This is a genomic window from Catenibacterium sp. RTP21428st1_D7_RTP21428_210409, from assembly GCF_040227455.1.
Classification (GTDB): Bacteria; Bacillota_I; Bacilli_A; order Erysipelotrichales; family Coprobacillaceae; genus Catenibacterium; species Catenibacterium mitsuoka_A.
Genome location: NZ_JBEHVX010000010.1, coordinates 23619 through 44981 on the forward strand (window position 1 = coordinate 23619; position 21363 = coordinate 44981).

A 21363-nucleotide genomic window follows, 5' to 3' on the forward strand; every position below is an offset into this window, starting at 1 on the left:
ATATGTTGAATTGGGGTGTAATCGGATTAGGAAGAATTGCCCAGAGATTCTGTGAGAGTCTCTCTCATTTTGATGAAGCATGCTTTTATGCAGGGGCATCACATAATCCAAAAAAAAGACAACAATTTAAAGAACTCTATCATCCAGAAAAACTCTATGATGATTATATGAAGTTACTAGAAGATGAGAATGTAGACATTGTCTATATCGCATTGCCACATGCCTCTCATTACAAGTATGCATTAGAAGCAATGAAACATCATAAAGCTGTTTTAGTAGAAAAACCAGCCACCTTGACAAGCAAAGAAATAAGAACACTCTGTGAATATTCAGAAAAAAATCATGTCTTTTTTATGGAGGCCATGAAATCTAGATTTATTCCAATAATCAATCAAGTACATAAAGAAATAGAAAAAGGTATTATTGGAGATATTGTTTCTATAGAAAACCATTTCCAATCCATTGTACCTTATGATGAACATTCTTATATTTATGATCCAAAACAAGGTGGTGCATTATATGATATAGGTATATATAATATTGCGACTGTCTTAGATTTTGTGAAGAGTTCAGTTGTTTCTATTTCTAATGATGTGAAAGTAGAACATGGTGTAGATGTTCACGATTCGATTACTCTAGAATTTGAAAATGGTGTCAAAGCTTTTATGGAAGCGTCACTTGATGGACCGGTAAGAAAAGATATGATTATTACAGGTACTAAAGGGACTATCACACTAGATCCATTCTATCGTCCTACAAAAGCAGTTATTTCATTTAATGGTGAATCTTTTACAGGAGAAATCCCTTATGATATCGATGATTTCCATACTGAAATAGAAGCCTGTCATGAAGCTATTGCCTATATTAAGGTAGAAAGTGATCGTATGAGTCATCAGGATAGTATTGATTGTATTGAACTTATGGAACGTATTGGAGAAACAATATGCAGGTCATAGGACTCACTGGTGGTATTGCGAGTGGTAAAAGTACTGTCAGTTATTATCTGATCACTCATGGTTATGAAGTCATTGATGCAGATGATATCTCACGTCATGCTTTAGAACCGGCTACAGAGGCTTTTAAACAGGTTATAGAACATTTTCCTGTACTTGATAATGGAATCATCAATAGACAGAAACTTGCAGATATTATCTTTAATAATCAGAATGAAAAGAACTATCTAGAAGGCATCCTACATCCCTATATTAGAAGCGTCATTGTACAAAAAATCAAACAATCTAAAAACAACATTGTTTTTATTGATGTACCATTACTCTTTGAGGCAGGCTGGGATGATTTATGTGATTCTACAATAGTGGTCAGCTGTGACAAAGAAACACAGATTCAAAGAGTCTTATCCCGTGACCATTGTACACGTACGCAGGCATTAGACCGTATTAGAAATCAGATGTCTTTAGAAGACAAAGAACAACGTGCAGACTATATCATTAGAAACAATACAAACTACTATGATTTAGAAAAAGAAATACTCAAAGTCTTAAAGGAGGTGGAATGAGATGTTGTATGCGACAGATGTTTATTTAAGTGAACGTTCATTACCATTAAGTAATAATGATTGTGATATTCTCACTTATTTGTATGCCCCATTACTTAAAACACAGGCTTATAGTCTTTATATGTATTTGAATGTAGAATCTATGCGTATGCGTCATTTCCATCAGCCTTGTGCAATCAGTCGATTAACTATGGCTTTAAATCTAGATTTAGAAGAACTAGATCAGGCAAGAAAGACTCTAGAAGGCTTAAGTTTACTTAAGTCCTACTATAAAGAATCAGAAGGACAGGGTGTCTATGTCTTTCACTTAATGACACCACTTTCTGTCAATGCCTTCTTTAGAAATCAGATACTTGCAGGTTTATTACAGAAGACAATCGGTGTAGAAGAATATACTAAAACAAAGAATTACTTCCGTTCAGGACTAGAAAAGCTCACTGAATATGAAGAAGTCACATCATGCTTTGAAGATGTCTTTACAATTGATTTATCACAAAACAAACCATTGAAACATGAATCGGGATATCAAGAAGAAGAAAGTGAACGTCCAATTATTAATTACGATCTTACTCTCTTCTATGAAACATTGAAGGATTATCAGGTTCCTATGAAAATAGTGAATCGTAATGAAGATACAATTAAGCAGATTGCGACTCTTTATGCGATTGATCAATTATCTCTCGCCTTAATGGTTAAGGATGCGATTGTGGAAGGTAAGTTTAATCGTAAAGCTTTAGTAGAACAGGCTAAACGTTACTATAGTGCTGATTCAGCAAGTTCACTCAAAGAGGTCTATCACACTCAGCCCATCCAGCATGCTTCACCACAAACTGATGATGATAACTTAAACAAGCACTTTAGATATCTAGAGACAATCTCACCTTATCAGCTATTAAAGAATAAGCAGGGAGGAAAAGAGCCAGCCCTTCATGATCTCAATATTGCGGAATCATTGATGGCTATGGGACTTACTCCTGCAGTCACTAATATGTTGATAGAATATGTCTTAGGTAGATGTGATGGACGTTTAGAGAAGAACTATTGTGAAACAATAGGGGCTTCATGGGTGAGAAAAGGATTAAAGACAGCTCGTGATGCCTATCAGGAGGTTCATAATACAAAAACTCAAAAAACAATCAAAAAGACTACAAAGAAAAAAGAAAATAAACCTGTAGAAGTCAGTGCGCAGGATCAAGAAGAATTAAGACGATTAATGGAAGGTCTAGGAGGTGATCTATGATGATAAAAGCAGGACAGATTCTTTCTTTTGATAAAGAATTAGAAAATACAAGAAACCAAAGTTTGCAGGAATTAGTCAAAAGACAGGATATTAGAGAATTTGTAGAAAAGAATCATTTAACTAAAAAGACTCTAGAAGATGCCTGGGTAGATTTACTTGCTTATGTAGATGATCATGAACCTTGTTTACATTGCCATGGTATCAATGAATGTCCTAAGATGAATAAAGGCCAGCAGATCACTTTGAGCTATGAAACTTACGTCCATCGTGATGTCAAAAGCTGTCAATATGGTCTTGAAAAGCATGAAAATGATCAGCTTCTTTCTCGCTTTCATTACAATAACATGTCTACTAGACTTGCACTTATTAGCTTGAAAGATATGGCAGCTGAAGCAATGAATAAAAATGATGCAAGTATGATGATTTTGACTAAAAAGCTGATTGAATATATCAATAAACCACAAACAAAAGGTTTCTTAGTATGTGGCGGATCAAATCGAACAAGAATTATGGCAGGTATGATGAATGCACTGGCTAGACGTAGCTATGAAGTAGGCTTATGTCATGTACCTACACTTATGGCAGACGTCAAAGCAAGCTTTAATTCAAATGAAGATACTTCTTTAGTGGATCTAGTAAAAAACATTCCTTATTTACTCTTAGATAGTGTAGGTGAAGAAAATGTGACTAACTGGTCTAGAGACGAAGTTCTAGCGATGATTTTAGACTATCGTATCTTAAATGAATTACCTACTTTCATGACTTCTGCATATGGTTTTGAAGACCTGGAAACGATTTACATGAATAAATATAATGATAAACGTGAACAGCTTCGTGCAAAGAATATTGTTTCTAAAATGAAAGCGCTATGTTGTGAAATAATTATTGACTAAAAAAATTGATTGGAATAGAATTGGTGATGGTAAGGAACGAACAATTATGCTAGAATGGTTCTTAAATAGAATGCATAAGTTGAGAGGAGAAAAAAATGGTTAAGTGTATTGGTGTTTTAACTTCTGGGGGAGATGCTCCTGGAATGAACGCTGCAATTCGTGCAGTAGCTAGAACTTGTCTTAACAAGGGTATCGAAGTTTATGGCGTTAGACTTGGCTATAAAGGTCTTCATGAAGGTAAGTTCATGAAATTCGATCGTCATAGTACTCGTAATATCATCAATAATGGTGGTACTATTTTAAAATCTGCTCGTTTCCCTGAATTCAAAGATCCTGAAATCAGAAAAGAAGCAATCGAACAGATGAAAAAAGTAGGTATGGAAGCATTAGTAGTCATCGGTGGTGACGGTTCATACAATGGTGCTTTAAAACTTACAGAAATGGGAGTTAATTGTATTGGTCTTCCAGGAACAATTGACAATGATATTCCTGATACTGATTTCACAATTGGATTTGATACTGCATTAAATACAATTGTTGAAGCATTAGACAGATTAAGAGATACTTCTTCTTCACATCAGAGATGTACTATCCTTGAAGTTATGGGTAGAAGATGTGGTGACCTTGCAATTAATGCAGGTATCGCAGCTGGTGCTGAACTAGTAATCACTTCTGATACTGGTTATGATGAAGATAAGATTATCGAAAGATTAAAACAGTCAAAGGCATCTGATAAGGACCATGCAATCGTGGTTATTACTGAACATATCACTGATGTCAATGAACTTGCAAAGAAAGTCGAAGCTGCAACAGGTTTCGAAACTCGTGCGAATGTCTTAGGTCATTTACAGCGTGGTGGTAGACCAACTGCAAGAGACCGTGTCTTAGCAAGCCGTATGGGTGTTAAGGCTGTAGAACTTCTTGAAGAAGGTAAAGGTGGACTTTGCGTAGGTGAAGTACATGGCCAGATTACTGCTTTCCCTATCACAGAAGTATTAAGTCATAAGCATGTAGCTGATGCTGGTATTTACGAAGACGCTAAGAAGTTACGTTAATTTCTCAGTGTGTTTGTTAAATATATATAACGGAGTGTAAATTTATTTGGTTGATTAAGGAGTCTAAAATGGTTAAAGAAAAAATGAAAAAAACAAAAATTGTTTGTACTATTGGTCCTGCTTCACAGGATAAAGAAATGTTAAAGAAGCTTATTAAAGCTGGTATGAACGTAATGCGTTGTAACTTCTCACATGGTGACTATGAAGAACATGCTATGAAGATGGATACTTTAAGAGAAGTAAACAAGGAATTAGGTACTGATGTAGCTATCATGCTTGATACTAAAGGTCCTGAAATCCGTACTGGTGCTTTCGAAGGTGGATTCACTGAATTCAAGAAAGGTCAGGTTTCAGTAATCACTCCAGAAGAAATTGTTGGTTCTTCAGATCGTTTCACAATTTCTTATAAGGAATTATACAAAGATGTTAAGCCTGGTGCTTATATCTTAGTTAACGATGGTCAGGTTGCTTTATTAGTTGACCACGTTGAAGGACAGGATATCTATTGTGTAGCTGCTAACGATGGTAGAGTTAAGAACACTCGTGGTATCAACGTTCCTGGTACTAAGTTACAGTTCGAATTCTTATCAGAAAAAGATAAGAACGACTTAATCTTCGGTTGCAAACAGGATGTAAACTTCATCGCTGCTTCATTCGTAAGAAGAAAACAGGATGTATTAGATATTAAGAAATTAATTGCTGAAAACGGTAAGCCAGATATCAAAGTATTACCAAAAATCGAATGTGTTGAAGGTGTTGAAAACATCGATGAAATCATCGAAGTAGCTGATGGTATCATGGTTGCTCGTGGTGACTTAGGTGTAGAAGTACCTGCTGAAGATGTACCTCTAATCCAGAAGTCAATCATCAAGAAATGTAATGCTGCTGGTAAGATCGTTATTACTGCAACTCAGATGCTTGAATCTATGCAGGAAAACCCAAGACCAACAAGAGCTGAAGTATCTGACGTAGCTAACGCTATCTATGATGGTACTGATGCTATTATGTTATCTGGTGAATCTGCTCAGGGTAAATATCCTGAAGAAGCAGTATTAACTATGAACAAGATTGCTCATAAGATCGAAGGAAACTTAGACTATGCTTCAATCTTAAGAAGAGCTATCAGAACTGCTGATAACTCTAACTCTTCAGAAGCTATCTGTATGTCAGTTGCTGAAATTGCTGCAAACTTCAACGTTTCAGCTATCATCGCATTCACTGAAACAGGTGCTACTGCAAAACGTATGTCACGTTATAGACCACATTGCCCAATCATTGCTCCAACTCCATTTGATGATACAGTTAAGAAATTAGCTCTTAACTGGGGTGTTAAGCCTGTACTTTGCAAATCTATGAAATCAAGAGAAGGTTTAATGGATCTTGCAATGGTTATCGCTAAGGAAAACGGAATTTCAGCTGGTGAACAGGTAATCGTAACTGGTGGTACTCCAGGTGTTTCTGGTTTAACAAGTTACTTAGAAATCGTTACAATCAAATAATTTTTGATAATTAGGAATAGGGTGACCTATTCCTTTTTTCTTTATTGACAATTAACTGAAGTGGTGTACAATAAAGTCACAAGCTACGAAACAGGACATGTCTTTAAGATAAAAGCTTACTAGAGAGGAAGAATAGGTGGAAACTTCCAAGATATTTACTTAAAGGTACTCCCTGTGATGCTGAACTCGAAAGAGATTCCGTAACTCGCGTTAAGAGATGAGAGGTTATGCATTGCATAACGAATAAAGGTGGTAACACGAGACTTCGTCCTTTGATGAGGTCTCTTTTTATTTATAGGAGGAGAATATGAGCGATTTTTTAAATGACAAAGATTTAAATACTTTAAATCATTCATGTGCACACGTATTAGCACAGGCAGTTAAACATCTTTACCCACAGGCTAAGTTCTGGGTAGGCCCAGTAGTAGAAGAAGGATTCTATTATGATATCGATTTAGGTGATCAGACTATTTCTGATGATGACTTACCTAAGATTGAAAAAGAAATGAAGAAAATCTGTAAAGATGGTAAGAGAATCGTGAGACATGAAGTCTCTAAAGAAGAAGTTTTAGAGGAATTCAAGGATGATGAATATAAGCTAGACTTAATCAATGGTTTAGAAGATGGTACAATCACTACTTATTCACAGGGTGATTTCACTGACTTATGTCGTGGTCCACATGTAGAAACAGTTAAATTATGTAAGAACTTCAAGTTAATTAAACATTCAGGTGCTTATTGGAAAGGTGATAAGAACAACAAGGTTCTTCAGAGAATCTATGGTGTATGTTTCCCAACTAAAGAAGAATTAGAAGCACATCTTCAGTTATTAGAAGAAGCAAAGGAAAGAGATCATAGAAAACTTGGTAAAGAATTAGGTATCTTCATGTTTGCGGATATCGTAGGTAAAGGTTTACCAATGTGGTTACCAAATGGTTTCACTGTAAGACGTTTATTATCTGATTACATCATGAACAAAGAATTAGAATTAGGTTATGAACATGTTATGACACCTTCTCTTGGTAACGTTAAGTTATATAAGAAGTCAGGACATTGGGCTCATTATAAAGATGATATGTTCCCAGCGATGGAATTAGATGATGAAGCATATGTATTAAGACCTATGAACTGTCCACACCATATGGTTATGTATAAATCCACATTACATTCATATCGTGATCTTCCAGTTAGAATTGCGGAAATTGCGAACGATTTCCGTTTTGAAGCAAGTGGTGCTTTAACTGGTATTGAACGTGCAAGAGCCTTCACACAGAACGATTCACATATCTTCTGTCGTCCAGATCAGATTGCTCAGGAATTCAAGAATGTAGCACATTTAATCTTAGATGTATATAAGGACTTTGGTTTCAAAGATTACTCATTCCGTTTATCATTAAGAGATAAGAACAACAAAGAAAAGTATTTCGGTAATGATGAATTATGGGAAAAAAGTGAAAATGAATTACGTGAAGTATTAAAAGAAATGGATGTAGAATTCTATGAAGCAGAAGGCGAAGCAGCATTCTATGGTCCTAAACTTGACGTACAGGTAAAGAGTGCATTAGGACATGATGTTACTTTATCTACAATCCAGTTAGACTACCAGTTACCAGAGAGATTCGAATTAACTTATGTTGATGAAAATGGTGATAAGGTAAGACCAGTTGTTATTCATAGAGCAATCTTAGGTTCATTAGACCGTTTCGTTGCCTTCTTATTAGAAGAAACAAAAGGTAACCTTCCTCTATGGTTAGCACCTACTCAGGTTCAAGTTATTCCAGTTAAACTTGAATACCATGATGAATACGCAAAAGAAGTTGTGGCTAAGTTAAGAAAAGCACACTTCAGAGTAAATAACGATAATAGAGATGAAAAACTTGGTTATCGTATCAGAGAAGCACAGTTAAAGAAGATTCCTTATCAGTTAGTACTTGGTGATAACGAAAGAGATAATGGTACTGTGACTTATCGTAAACATGGTGAAAAGAAACAGACTACAGTGACTTTTGAAGAATTCGTAGAATTATTAAATACAGAAGTAGAAAACAAAACTTTAAGCCACTAATACATTTGACTCCCTTAATGGGAGTCTTTTTTTGTGAAAAGACAAAAATCAGTATGTTTTGTTTGCTTTTAAAGTGTTTTACCCCCTATAATAGATTAAACAATAAAGGAGTGTTTTCGATGAAACGTAGAATAGAAGAAGTAAAGAAAATTGTCATTAAGGTAGGCTCAAGCTCACTTTGTGACAAAGATGGAAAAATCAATAAAGAAAAAATATTGATGTTAACATGGCAGATTGCCAAACTAAAAAGAGAAGGCTATATTGTTGTTCTTGTCTCTTCAGGAGCTATTGCAGCGGGTATGGGCGCATTAGGACTAGACAGTAAACCGAAAACACTACCGGAAAAACAGGCTTTAGCTGCGATTGGGCAGGCAAGACTCATGGAAATCTATGAAGAAATATTCCAGGTCTTTAATATGAAATGTTCTCAGATCTTATTAAACCATGATGACTTTGATGATCGTCATCGTTTAATGAACTTAAACCATACAATCAATGCACTACTCAATTATGGTGTGGTTCCTATTATTAATGAAAATGATGCTTTGGCAGTAGATGAAATCAAGGTAGGAGACAATGATACATTGGCTTCACTTATCGTTCCTCTAGTAGAAGCACAACTATTAATTCTCGTGAGTGATATTGATGGTCTTTATACAGGCAATCCTCATACTGATCCTGATGCTGTGCTTATCCACTATGTAGATAAGATTGATGATACAATTTTGAGCTATGCAGGAGATGCAGTCAGTGGTCTAGGTACAGGTGGTATGGCGACTAAACTAAAAGCGGCTCAAATGGTCAATGCATTAGGCAGTCATATGTGTATTGTGAATGGACAGAAAGAAAACAGTATATTAAATGCCCTAGATAATGAAGGAACTTGGTTCAATGGGGCTTCAGGCACAAATATGAATGCTAGAAGACATTGGATTGCCTATCGTACTAAACCAAGAGGAACAATTATAGTTGATGCAGGATGTAGAAAAGCGATTGTTGACAAGCATGTCAGTCTTTTACCTACAGGTATTAAAGATGTAGAAGGTAGATTCTTAGAAGGACAGGTTGTTGATATCAAGGATGAAGAGTTAAATACAATTGCGAAGGGTGTTGTCAATTATGCCAGTGATGAAATCAGACTGATCAAGGGACACCAGTCTTCTGAAATAGATGACATATTACATCGTCATGACTATGATGAAGTAGTACATGCGAATAACATGGTTGTATTGGAGGAAAGATAATGAATACATTATTAGAAACACAATTAAAGAGTGCAAAAAAAGCAGCACGTCTTTTAAAGAATATGCCTACTTGCACAAAGAATCAGGCATTAGATAAAATTGCCGACGCATTAATTGCACATAGTGAAGAAATATTAGAAGCCAACAAAAAAGATATGGCACATGCCAAGGAAGTCAATATGACTAAGGCTATGCAGGATAGACTCTTATTTACTCATGAACGTATTGTAGGAGTAAGTGATGGAGTCAAGAAAGTGGCCACATTACCTGATCCTGTTGGTGAAGTGATGGAATCCTGGACAAGACCAAATGGTCTAGAAATTTCTAAAGTGAGAGTGCCTATTGGTGTCTTTGGAATTATCTATGAAGCCCGTCCTAATGTGACTGTAGATATTGCTTCTCTTTGCTTAAAATCAGGCAATGCCTGTGTTTTAAGAGGTGGTAAAGAAGCCATTCATACAAATAAGAAATTAATAGAAATCATGAAGTCTGCCACTAAAGATATCTTACCAGAAGGTGCGATTGAACTGATCACAGAACTAGATCATGCCATTGTAGGAGAGCTCATCCATGCCAATGAATATGTGGATGTTATTGTACCTAGAGGCGGTGCAGGACTCATTCAGTTTGTTGTTAAGAATTCAACAGTACCTGTTATTGAAACAGGCGCTGGTATCTGCCATCTTTATGTTGATAAGGATGCAGACCTTAATAAAGCATTAACTATTGCAGTCAATGCGAAGATTCAAAGACCTTCAGTATGTAATGCGATAGAAACAATACTTGTACATAAGGATGTTGCAGACAAGTTCTTACCAGAACTTAAAAAAGCCTTTGAAAAAGTAGAAATCAAAGGGGATGATGCAACATGTCAGATCATTCACTGTGAACATGTCACAGATGACAGTTATGCAACAGAATATGATGATTATATTGTGAATATTAGAGTTGTTGACTCAGTAGAAGAATCAATCAATCATATTTATACATATTCTACAAAACATTCAGAATCCATTATTACTGAAAATGATGAAACAGCTGTATTATTCATGAACAGCTTAGATAGTGCCTGTGTGTATCATAATGCCTCTACAAGATTCTCAGATGGTGGAGAATTCGGTTTTGGCGCAGAACTTGGTATCAGTACACAGAAACTTCATGCCAGAGGTCCACTTGGTTTAAAAGAAATGTGTTCTTACCAATATAAAATTGAAGGAAATGGCCAGATTAGAGAGTAGTAAAAATACTACTCTTTTTTTATTGACAATGGTTAGCACCCTAACTATAATATTTAGCATACTAACTAATAGTAAGGAGGTGTACTATGGATATGCAAGAGAATGTCAAGGTGATGATGGATAAGGTCGCAGTACTTAAAAAAGTAGTAGGAAAGTATATGATGCGCAACTTTAAGGATATGCCTTTAACAGGCGATCAATCACGCTTACTATTTGTGATTAAAGAACATGGTCATTCTCAAAAAGAAGTGGCACAATGTCTTCATATTTCTGATGCAACACTTTCAGTAAGAATCAAGCGTCTAGAAGAAGCAGGCTATATTATTCGTGAACAGAATCCTCAAGATAAACGTCATTCTACAGTGCGTTTAAGTAAATTGGGCGAAGAATATTTAGAAATCTGTAAGGATAAGATGAGGCATATGGAAGAAGTATGCAGCAGAGGACTTACAAAAGAAGATCATGATGCCGTATTACATATGATTGATATGATTATTAAGAATATGGAAGATGAATTAAAGGAGGAAGACGATGCTTAAGCTAAAGAAATATTTTAAAAAATATTGGCTATTATTTGTATTAGCCATCGTTTGTATATTTGGACAGGCCTATACTGAATTAACACTTCCTGATTATATGTCTGATATCGTATCTAGCGGTATTCAGGCAGGAGGGTTTGATTCAGCTGTATCTCCTGTATTAAGTGAAGAAACTTATAATCATTTATTATTATTTGTATCTTCAAAAAATCAAAAAGTATTAGAAAATGCGTATAAGAAGACTCTCGCAAAAGATGTGGACAAGTCTTATTATAAGACATTCAAGAAAGCAAAAAATCAGACTTTATATATCTTGAAGAAAGATGTAGATGAAGAAAAACTCAATAAAGTATTAACTAAGCCAATGTTGATTGTTTATTCTATGAATAAAATGAAACCTGGTACAAAGCAGTATGAGTCATTTGAAACAAAGATTGATTCAGCTATTAATTCTGCTAAGGAAGGGTATCAAAAAGGCTTAGATGGCTATAATAAAGGTTTAGAACAGTATAATGCTGGCATGGCTAAATACAATCAGGGTGTGAAGCAGTATGAACAGATGCAGACTGCTATTAAGCAATATGATAGTGCATTAAATGCACTAAACACTCAATTTGGTTCATATGAAAAAGCCAAAGAAATGCAGAACACTTTAACTGCACAATATAATGCATTACCTGAGGGTGACGCAAAAACAAAGCTTCAGGCTCAATTAGCCGGTATTTCTCAGGCAGTTGCTGGTTATGAAAAACTCAATGCCTCAGAAGCTCAGATGGCGCAAATGAAAAGCCAGTCTTCAACAATCAAGAAACAGCTTGATCAGGCTAAAGAAAAAGTCACTTCTGCAAAACCTCAATTAGATGAATCTAAGAAGAAACTAGATGACGCAAAAGCACAGATTAATGCCATGGAAACACATTTAAACAATGGAGATATTTATTATTTCATTGGTTCAATGGGTGAAGATGAACGTAATAAGATGTTTGAAAGCGTCGATAAGCAGATGAAGACTATGGGTGAATCTACAATGAAGATTGCAGCTGGTGAAGGTGTTAAAGCGGAATATAAGAAGCTTGGCGCTGATGTCAATAAAGTACAAAACCAGTATATTGCTCATAAAGGTATTCAGATGTTAGCTATTGCCTTACTTGGTGCTGTGGCTTCTATCTGTGTTGCATTCTTAGCATCAAAACTTGGTGCATCAGTGGCAAGAGACTTACGTTTAGCTGTATTTAAGAAGGTTGAAAGCTTCTCTAATACTGAATTCAATAAGTTCTCTACAGCCTCTTTAATTACTCGTAGTACAAACGATATCGTTCAGATCCAGATGGTTCTTGTGATAATCGTAAGAATGTGTATGCTTGCGCCGATTAATGGTATTGGTGGTATTATGAAAGCTGTCAAGAACTCACCATCCATGACATGGATGATCTTCCTAGTTGTCATTATTATATTTGGAGTACTTGGTGTGACTTTCTCTATCGCAATGCCTAAATTCAAGATTATCCAACAATTAATTGATAAATTAAACTTAGCTATGAGAGAAAACTTATCAGGTATTCTTGTTATTCGTGCATTTGGAAATGAAGAAGAATCTGAAAAACGTTTTGATCAGGCAAACAAGGATTTAACGGGGACAAATTTATTTGTTAATAGAGTGATGGTTTCATTAATGCCTATCATGATGTTTATTATGCAGGGTATGACTTTACTTATTATCTACTTTGGCGCAAAGCAAGTTGATTTAGGTAATATTGCGATTGGTGAAATGATGGCCTTCTTACAGTATGCCATGATTATCGTTATGAGTTTCTTAATGGTCGCAATGATTGCAGTTATGTTACCTCGTGCAAGTGTAGCCGCAAACCGTGTAGCTGAAGTATTAAATACTGAACCTACAATTGAAAACCCAGAACAGATCACTTCTTTTGATGAAGAGAAGAAAGGTTTAATAGAATTCAAACATGTATCATTTAAGTATCCTGGTGCTGATGAACCAGTCTTAACTGATATTGACTTTACAGCCCGTCCTGGTGAAACAACAGCCTTTATTGGTTCAACAGGTTCAGGTAAATCAACGCTTATTAACCTTATTCCTCGTTTTTACGATGTCACTGAAGGTGAAGTGATGGTAGATGGTGTGGATGTAAGACATGTTTCTATGCATGATTTAAGAGACCGTATTGGTGTAGTACCTCAGAAGGGATTATTATTCTCAGGTACAATTGAATCAAATATTAAATATGGTGCCCCTGATTTATCTGATGAAGAATTGGCTGAAGTGATTGATGTTGCGCAGGCAAAAGAATTCATTGAAACAAAACCATTAGGTGTTAAAGAGCCTATTTCTCAGGGTGGTACAAACGTATCAGGTGGACAGAAACAGCGTCTCGCAATTGCAAGAGCACTTGCGAAAAATCCTGAAATTCTTATCTTTGATGACAGCTTCTCAGCACTTGACTTCAAGACTGATGCAACACTTAGAAAACGTCTAGGAGAAATGACTGCCAAGACTCATAACACTGTCTTAATCGTTGGACAGCGTATTGCATCTATCATGCATGCTGATCAGATCATCGTACTTGATGAAGGTAAGATTGTAGGAAAAGGCACACATGAACAATTAATGAAAACATGTTCTGTTTATCAGGAAATCGCCTTATCTCAGTTATCAAAGGAGGAATTGGACAATGAATAAAAATCGTCGCGCTCCAATGGGTATGGGCAGAGGCCGTGGTAATAATGAAAAAGCTAAGGATTTAGGTGGTACATTAAAGAAGTTACTCGCATACTTAAAACCATATCATTTTAAAATTTGTATGGTTATGGTATTCGCGGTATGTTCTACTGTTTTTAATATTATAGGTCCTAAGGTTCTTGCAAAAGCAACAGATAAATTATCAGAAGGTATCATGGCGAAAGTAGCCAATACTGGTGGTATTGATTTTAATTATATCGTCAAGATCTTATTGATTCTTGTCGTATTATATGCAGCTAGTTCTCTATTTAGTTATATTATGAGCTGGATTATCTCTGGTGTATCACAGGATGCAGCCTTCTCACTTAGAAAAGATATTTCTGAAAAGATGAACCGTTTACCACTTTCTTATTTTGATAAGCATACAAGTGGTGATATTCTTTCTCGTGTCACTAATGATATTGATACAATCGCTCAGTCACTTAACCAGTCTTTGTCTACACTTATTTCTAATGTAGTTACTCTTGTAGGTATCTTTATTATGATGCTTACAATCAGCTGGCAGATGACTTTAATTGCAGTTATTGTATTACCTGTATCAATGACCTTGATGCGTTTAGTCATGAAGCATTCACAGAAATACTTCACTCAGCAGCAGAACTCACTTGGTGATGTCAATGGTCATATTGAAGAAATGTATGGTGGACATCAGGTAGTCAAAGCGTTTAATGGTGAAGAAAAATCTGTAGAACAGTTTGAACAATACAATGAATCACTTTATACATCTGCATGGAAATCACAATTTTTTGGATCACTTATGATGCCAATTAGTAACTTTATCGGTAATATCGGTTATGTAGGTGTTTGTATTATCGGTGGTATTCTAGCAGGTTCTAAAACAATTACTATTGGTGATATCCAGGCATTTATCCAGTATGTTAGACAGTTCAACCAGCCAATCTCACAGATTGCTCAGGCGGCTAACTTGTTACAAAGTACGGGTGCAGCGGCAGAACGTGTCTTTGAATTCTTAGAGGAAGAAGAACTTACAGAAGACTCAGCCACTCTTACAACTGAAGAAGTACAGAATATGAAGGGTGCTGTCACTTTTGCGGATGTTCACTTTGGTTATAATCCAGATAAGATCATCATCAATGACTTTTCACTCCATGTTCATGCAGGTCAGAAGGTAGCCATTGTTGGTCCGACTGGTGCAGGTAAAACAACTATTATTAAATTGTTGATGCGTTTCTATGAACTCAATGGTGGTTCTATCATGATTGATGGTGAAGATATCAAGCAAATGAAACGTAGTGATCTTCGTTCATTATTTGGCATGGTATTACAGGATACATGGTTATTTAATGGTACTATCATGGATAACTTGAAATATGGTCGATTAGATGCCACTGATGAAGAAGTAAAAAAAGCATGCGTGAATGCGCATGTAGATCACTTTATTCATACATTATCTGATGGCTATAACACTATGATCAATGAAGAATCTTCTAATATCAGTGCAGGTCAGAAGCAGTTATTGACTATTGCCCGTGCTTTCTTGAAGGATCCTAAGATTTTGATTCTTGATGAAGCTACATCTTCAGTTGATACAAGAACAGAAGTATTAATTCAGCAGGGAATGGATGAGTTAATGAAGAATAGAACATCATTTGTTATTGCGCATCGTCTTTCTACTATTAGAGATGCAGATACAATCATTGTTATGCGTGATGGTGATATTGTAGAAATCGGTAATCATGAAGGATTACTTAAAGAAAATGGTTTCTATGCAACACTTTATCGTTCACAATTTGAAAATGGACAGTAAAAAGCTTGATAGTCACTTGACTATCAAGTCTTTTTTGTATAAGATACAAAAAATATTTTGAAAGGAGGAGAACATGTCATGAGATTAAGACAAGCAGTTATAGGTGATATAGAAGCTATCTCTCATATAGAGTCTCTTTGTTTTCCTGAAGCTGAAGCAGCGACTTATGAGCAGTTTAAAGAACGCTTTAATGCCTTCTCAGAGAACTTTCTTGTATTAGAAGACAAAGATGTTATTGGCTTTATTAATGGGAATACATCGAATATTAAAGGCTTACCAGATGCATTCTATGAAGATGCTTCATTACATGATCCTAGTGGTGATTATATGACAGTCTTTGGCTTAGATGTACATCCTGATTATCAGCATCAAGGCTTAGCGCATACGCTTATGAATGGTTATATCACTCTTGCGAAGGAGCGAAATAAAAAAGGAATCTTCCTTACTTGTAAAGATCACTTGATTGGCTTTTATGAAAGTTTTGGCTATAAGCATCTAGGTGTCTCTTCTTCTACGCATGGAGAAGCAAAATGGAATGATATGTATATGGAGATATGAATGTAGAAGTGATTAATGTAGGAACTGAACTTCTTCTTGGTGAAATCATCAACACAGAAGCTCCGGTACTCTTTAAGATGTGTAAAGAATTAGGATTTGATATTTATCATCAGACGACTGTAGGTGATAATCCACAACGTTTATTAGAATGTCTCGATATTGCATTTAAAAGAGGGGCGGATTGTGTCATCACTACTGCAGGACTTGGTCCAACGCAGGATGATTTAACGAAGGAACTCTCAGCAGAATATCTAGGACTAGAACTTGTCTATAACGAAGAAGAAGCTCGTAAGGTGGATGAAAAATGTCGCTTTGTGACAGGCCTCGATGTTGTTTCTGACAACAACTTTAAACAGGCTTATTTCCCAGAAAATGCTTATATATTAGAGAATGATATAGGAACAGCTAATGGCTGTGTAATGAGCAAAGATGAAAAAATGATCATCAACCTTCCTGGTCCACCTAAGGAATTCAATTATGTCGTAGAACATTCTTTAAAACCTTTTCTCGAACAATATCGCCAGGAACAGATCTATACAGAAGACTTTCTAGTGATGGGTATTGGGGAAAGTATGATTGATGAAAAACTGACAGAAACCCAATATAAACAGACAGATGTCACTCTTGCAATGTATGCAGGAGAAGGCTATGTGAGAGTACGCATAGCGACTAAAGCCAAAACAAAAGAAGAAGCTTATCAACATATGACCCCAATGAGGAATGAAATAGAAACACTATTAAAAGGTTATCTGATTCCAGGAGGTTCTATAGAAAAAGCCCTCAAAGACATCATGGTCCCTATTCAATTCATAGGGGATATAGATGTCCCTGCATGGTTTAAGCCTTATGTGAAAGAGGATGCTGACTTAGTTATTTATTCTAAGGTGGAGCATGTCTCTTTAGGTGATCAGGTCACTATCCATGTGAATAACGATAAAGGATTTACAGATGGGATGTTGAAGGATTATCATCTCTCAATGAATCGTTTGACAAGCAAACTACAGCTTTATCTTTATCGTTATTTAAAAAACAGTTTACCCATGTAGTGGATAAACTGTTTGAATCGCTTCTATGACATGAAGAAAGATGTCATGAAGATTAGAAATATCAACAAGCACATCTCCGCACTCTAATGAGTGATTTGCATCACGATAGAGAATAAGTGGAATATGCGCTTCATCACATGCACATTGAATGAGATTCGTTTTGGCCCATGAATCATTTGTACCATGGAAGGCAATACCATTTAAGCTATACTTGAAAGTTGCAACAAGTGGTGTGAAATAAATAGAATACGCATTCACATGATGTTCTTCATTAAAACGTGCACTAATGGCAGTACCAATACTTTTTGATACAAATAAGATTTCATCATAAGTGGAAAATGGAATATTTTTAAGAATTTCTTCAGTCTGCGCATAACCAATATCTTCAGCCTGCTTAATTAATTCATCTTTATCTTTCATATGAGGAAAGTGTTTATAGTTCACTTCAATGATCTCATAGCCATAGGCTGATAAACATTTTTTAGAGTAGTAGAGGAGTGGTTTATCACAATGATAACCAATTCCAGGAAATAGAACTGCTAGTTTTTTCATCAAATCACCTCGTGTGATTTGATTATAGCACTTATTCACATAATTTCATTGATTTAACGATAGTTTTATGTTTTACATAATGTTCTTTATCCTCTATAATATAGTTGTATTTTAATGAAAGAAAGGATGAACATAAATGGCAGGAGTCGTTGTTGTTGGAAGCCAGTGGGGCGACGAAGGAAAAGGAAAGGTTACAGATTATCTTGCACAGCAGGCAGATGTAGTAGTGAGATATTCTGGAGGTAATAATGCAGGTCATACTATTAAATTTAATGGCCAGAAATTTGCCTTAAGACTTATTCCTAGCGGAATCTTTACAACTGGTGAAGTTGTATTAGGTAACGGAATGGTTATCAATCCTAAAGCTTTACTTGAAGAAATGAAGTATTTAAATGATGCAGGTATCAAGACTGATAAGATGCACATCTCAGATCGTGCACATGTCACTTTACCTTATCATATTGACATTGACGAATTAGAAGAAGAAATGCGTGGTGCTGCAAGTATCGGTACAACTAAGAAAGGTATTGGACCTACTTATGTAGATAAATATGACCGCATCGGTATTCGTGTTGGTGAATTCATTAATGAACCATTATTTAAGAAGAGACTTGAAGAAACATTAGCATTCAAGAAGAAACAGTATCCTGGGTTACAGTGTACTGCAGAAGAAATCTTTGAAGAATATAAGGAATATGCTAAAGTAATCAAACCTATGGTTTGTGATACTGGTATTTTATTAGATGAAGCATTCCAGGCAAAGAAGAAGATCTTATTTGAAGGTGCCCAGGGTACTATGCTTGATATTGATTATGGTACTTATCCATATGTAACAAGTTCTCACCCAGGTGCTAATGGTGTATCATCTGGTGCAAGCATTGGTCCTCTTTATTTAACTGATGTAGTAGGTGTTATTAAGTCTTATACTACTCGTGTTGGTTCTGGTGCTTTCCCTACTGAAATTGAAGGTGAATTAGGTGATTATATCAGAAATGCAGGTCATGAATTTGGTACAGTAACTAAGAGACCTAGAAGAATTGGATGGTTCGATGCAGTTGTCGTTAACCAGTCAAGAAGAATGGCTTCATTAACTGGATGTTCATTAATGTTGTTAGATGTATTAAGTGGTTTAGATACTATTAAGATTTGTACTGCTTACATGTTAGATGGTAAAGAAATCCATGGTTTACCTTCTACAATTGAAGAATTAGCAAGAGTAGAACCAGTTTATGTAGAATTACCAGGCTGGAAGGAAGATATCACAAATGTCACTTCATTTGAAGAACTTCCTGTTAATGCTCAGAACTATATCAAGAAGATTGAAGAACTTATTCACTGCCCAGTGATTATGTTCTCAGTTGGACCTGATCGTACTCAGACAATTGTGCTTAAGGAAGTATTTTAATAAATAAATAGTAAAGGAGAACTTATGAAGAGAGAATTAGTACTGGTTATTGATTTTGGTGGCCAATACAATCAGCTCGTAGCGCGTAGAGTTCGTGAAAGCAACGTATATTGTGAAATCTATTCTTATAAGGTTGCTATGCAGAAAATCAAAGAACTCAACCCTAAGGGAATCATCTTAACTGGTGGTCCTAATAGCTGCTATGAAGAAGGAGCTGCAACATGCGAAAAAGAACTTTTCGAATGTGGTGTTCCAGTGCTTGGCTTATGTTATGGTGCTCAGCTAATGCAGTATGTATTAGGTGGTAATGTAGAAGCTGCACCTACTAGAGAATATGGAAAGACTGAAATCGTTGTTGATACAACTTCACCATTATTCTCAAATGTATCTGAAAAGACAGTATGCTGGATGAGTCATAATGACTATATTTCAGCTTTAGCTCCTGGTTTCAAATCTGTAGCACATTCTGATGAATGTCCAGTTGCAGCATGTGAAAACAGAGAAAAGAACCTTTATGGTATTCAGTTCCATCCAGAAGTATTACATACAGCAGAAGGTAAGAAGATGTTAAGAAACTTCGTAATCGATGTATGTGGATGTTCTGGTGACTGGAAGATGGATTCTTTCGTAGAAGAATCTATTAAAGCAATCAGAGAAAAAGTTGGCGATGGTAAAGTATTATGTGCTTTATCTGGAGGTGTTGACTCTTCTGTTGCAGCAGTTTTATTATCTAAGGCTATTGGAAATCAGTTAACTTGTGTATTTGTAGACCATGGTTTACTTCGTAAAAACGAAGGTGATGAAGTTGAAGCTGTATTTGGTAAAGATGGCAGCTATGACTTAAACTTCATCAGAGTCAATGCACAGGAAAGATACTATTCTAAGCTTAAGGGTGTAACTGAACCTGAAAGCAAGAGAAAAATCATCGGTGAAGAATTCATCAGAGTCTTTGAAGAAGAAGCAAAGAAGATTGGTGCCGTTGATTTCTTAGTACAGGGTACTATTTATCCAGACGTTGTAGAAAGCGGTCTTGGAGGAGAATCTGCAGTCATCAAGTCTCACCATAATGTTGGTGGATTACCTGATTGTGTAGATTTCAAAGAAATCATTGAACCATTAAGAGACTTATTCAAGGATGAAGTAAGAAAAGTTGGTCTTGAACTTGGTATTCCAGAATATTTAGTATTCAGACAGCCATTCCCAGGACCAGGTCTTGGTATTAGAATTATTGGTGAAGTCACTGCAGAAAAGGTACGTATGGTACAGGATGCAGATGCGATTTATAGAGAAGAAATTGCGAAGGCTGGATTAGATCGTTCTATCGGTCAGTATTTTGCAGCATTAACTAATATGCAGTCAGTAGGTGTTATGGGTGATGAAAGAACTTATGACTATGCTGTTGCCTTAAGAGCTGTTAATACTGTTGATTTCATGACTGCAGAAGCAGCTGAAATCCCTTATGAAGTATTAAATAAGACTATGAATAGAATCATCAATGAAGTACGTGGTGTGAATAGAGTAATGTATGATATTACTTCTAAGCCACCTGGAACTATTGAGTTTGAATAAACCATTGGAAGAAGCGAGAATATCGCTTCTTTTTTAAATATAAAAATTGAAATAGTATATTACTATTCCAGAGATAAGAACTATTCATCATTTAATCAATCAGTAATTGTGATAAAAAAGTCCTTTGACCAGATATCTAGAACACTAGAATCCTTAATAAAGGGTTTTACATCTTCTTTATAACATTACAGGATATACTTTTATTAGTATCAATATATTGAGAATCAAGCAACTTTTCTCTTAAATTCTGTGTTTCTTGAAAGATAAAATACATAGTCGTATAAATCGCATAATAGAAATAGATCTGTATCTACTCTTAAATCATTAAAGAGTAAGTTGATTGCAAAAGTCAATATAAAAATGTAGGTTTAGGACAATATAAGAATGTAGGTTTTCCTACATTCTTATATTGTCTTTT

17 protein-coding genes are annotated in these 21363 nt (G+C 35.6%); 16 read left to right on the top strand and 1 reads right to left on the bottom strand.

Annotated features, from left to right (window positions below):
- The first annotated feature begins 2 nt into the window (after window positions 1-2).
- From ABUA27_RS02870 to ABUA27_RS02935, 14 genes are all read left to right on the top strand, one after another.
- Entirely contained in the window at window positions 3-956 is a 954-nt protein-coding gene (locus tag ABUA27_RS02870) for a Gfo/Idh/MocA family protein (RefSeq protein WP_287845333.1), read from the top strand.
- Window positions 944-1516, top strand: a complete 573-nt coding sequence (gene coaE, locus ABUA27_RS02875; RefSeq protein ID WP_129980707.1) for a dephospho-CoA kinase — start codon at window positions 944-946, stop codon at window positions 1514-1516. The genes ABUA27_RS02870 and coaE overlap by 13 nt, the downstream gene beginning before the upstream one ends.
- A 1-nt stretch (window position 1517) precedes the next feature.
- Window positions 1518-2756 (top strand): DnaD domain protein, encoded by a 1239-nt coding sequence (locus ABUA27_RS02880; RefSeq protein ID WP_287845331.1) that lies wholly within the window; start codon window positions 1518-1520, stop codon window positions 2754-2756.
- The gene (locus tag ABUA27_RS02885; RefSeq protein WP_129980709.1) at window positions 2753-3649 is read left to right on the top strand and encodes a hypothetical protein; all 897 of its coding nucleotides are present in this window, start codon (window positions 2753-2755) and stop codon (window positions 3647-3649) included. The genes ABUA27_RS02880 and ABUA27_RS02885 overlap by 4 nt, the downstream gene beginning before the upstream one ends.
- A 95-nt stretch (window positions 3650-3744) precedes the next feature.
- Window positions 3745-4704 (top strand): 6-phosphofructokinase, encoded by a 960-nt coding sequence (pfkA, locus tag ABUA27_RS02890; RefSeq protein WP_006504907.1) that lies wholly within the window; start codon window positions 3745-3747, stop codon window positions 4702-4704.
- Between the two features lie 68 nt (window positions 4705-4772).
- A complete protein-coding gene (pyk, locus tag ABUA27_RS02895) occupies window positions 4773-6203 on the top strand; it encodes a pyruvate kinase (protein WP_129980710.1) in 1431 nt (476 codons plus the stop codon).
- Between the two features lie 307 nt (window positions 6204-6510).
- Window positions 6511-8268 carry a threonine--tRNA ligase gene (thrS, locus tag ABUA27_RS02900; RefSeq protein ID WP_287845327.1) on the top strand — a complete coding sequence of 586 codons (1758 nt, stop codon included), beginning with the start codon at window positions 6511-6513 and terminating at the stop codon, window positions 8266-8268.
- Window positions 8269-8387: 119 nt separating this feature from the next.
- Window positions 8388-9512 carry a glutamate 5-kinase gene (proB, locus tag ABUA27_RS02905; protein WP_288834278.1) on the top strand — a complete coding sequence of 375 codons (1125 nt, stop codon included), beginning with the start codon at window positions 8388-8390 and terminating at the stop codon, window positions 9510-9512.
- Window positions 9512-10750 (top strand): glutamate-5-semialdehyde dehydrogenase, encoded by a 1239-nt coding sequence (locus ABUA27_RS02910; RefSeq protein ID WP_349820199.1) that lies wholly within the window; start codon window positions 9512-9514, stop codon window positions 10748-10750. The genes proB and ABUA27_RS02910 overlap by 1 nt, the downstream gene beginning before the upstream one ends.
- Window positions 10751-10836: 86 nt before the next feature.
- Window positions 10837-11289, top strand: coding sequence for a MarR family winged helix-turn-helix transcriptional regulator (locus ABUA27_RS02915; RefSeq protein ID WP_288834275.1), 453 nt, complete (start codon window positions 10837-10839; stop codon window positions 11287-11289).
- The gene (locus ABUA27_RS02920) at window positions 11282-13987 is read left to right on the top strand and encodes an ATP-binding cassette domain-containing protein (RefSeq protein WP_349820200.1); all 2706 of its coding nucleotides are present in this window, start codon (window positions 11282-11284) and stop codon (window positions 13985-13987) included. Before ABUA27_RS02915 ends, ABUA27_RS02920 begins: the two co-directional genes overlap by 8 nt.
- Window positions 13980-15815: an ABC transporter ATP-binding protein gene (locus ABUA27_RS02925; RefSeq protein WP_349820201.1), complete on the top strand. Its 1836-nt coding sequence runs from the start codon at window positions 13980-13982 to the stop codon at window positions 15813-15815. Before ABUA27_RS02920 ends, ABUA27_RS02925 begins: the two co-directional genes overlap by 8 nt.
- 78 nt (window positions 15816-15893) lie before the next feature.
- The gene (locus tag ABUA27_RS02930) at window positions 15894-16373 is read left to right on the top strand and encodes a GNAT family N-acetyltransferase (protein ID WP_129980717.1); all 480 of its coding nucleotides are present in this window, start codon (window positions 15894-15896) and stop codon (window positions 16371-16373) included.
- A complete protein-coding gene (locus tag ABUA27_RS02935) occupies window positions 16370-17419 on the top strand; it encodes a molybdopterin-binding protein (RefSeq protein ID WP_129980718.1) in 1050 nt (349 codons plus the stop codon). The genes ABUA27_RS02930 and ABUA27_RS02935 overlap by 4 nt, the downstream gene beginning before the upstream one ends.
- On the opposite strand, the gene ABUA27_RS02940 is transcribed toward ABUA27_RS02935, so the two are convergent.
- Window positions 17408-17971: an alpha/beta hydrolase gene (locus ABUA27_RS02940; RefSeq protein ID WP_129980719.1), complete on the bottom strand. Its 564-nt coding sequence runs from the start codon at window positions 17969-17971 to the stop codon at window positions 17408-17410. The two genes, ABUA27_RS02935 and ABUA27_RS02940, sit on opposite strands and share 12 nt — an antisense overlap.
- A 136-nt stretch (window positions 17972-18107) precedes the next feature.
- On the opposite strand from ABUA27_RS02940, the gene ABUA27_RS02945 reads away from it, so the two are divergent.
- Together ABUA27_RS02945 and guaA are read left to right on the top strand one after the other, a co-directional pair.
- Window positions 18108-19376 carry an adenylosuccinate synthase gene (locus ABUA27_RS02945; RefSeq protein WP_287846570.1) on the top strand — a complete coding sequence of 423 codons (1269 nt, stop codon included), beginning with the start codon at window positions 18108-18110 and terminating at the stop codon, window positions 19374-19376.
- Between the two features lie 24 nt (window positions 19377-19400).
- Window positions 19401-20945, top strand: coding sequence for a glutamine-hydrolyzing GMP synthase (guaA, locus tag ABUA27_RS02950; protein ID WP_287968499.1), 1545 nt, complete (start codon window positions 19401-19403; stop codon window positions 20943-20945).
- Window positions 20946-21363: the final 418 nt, after the last annotated feature.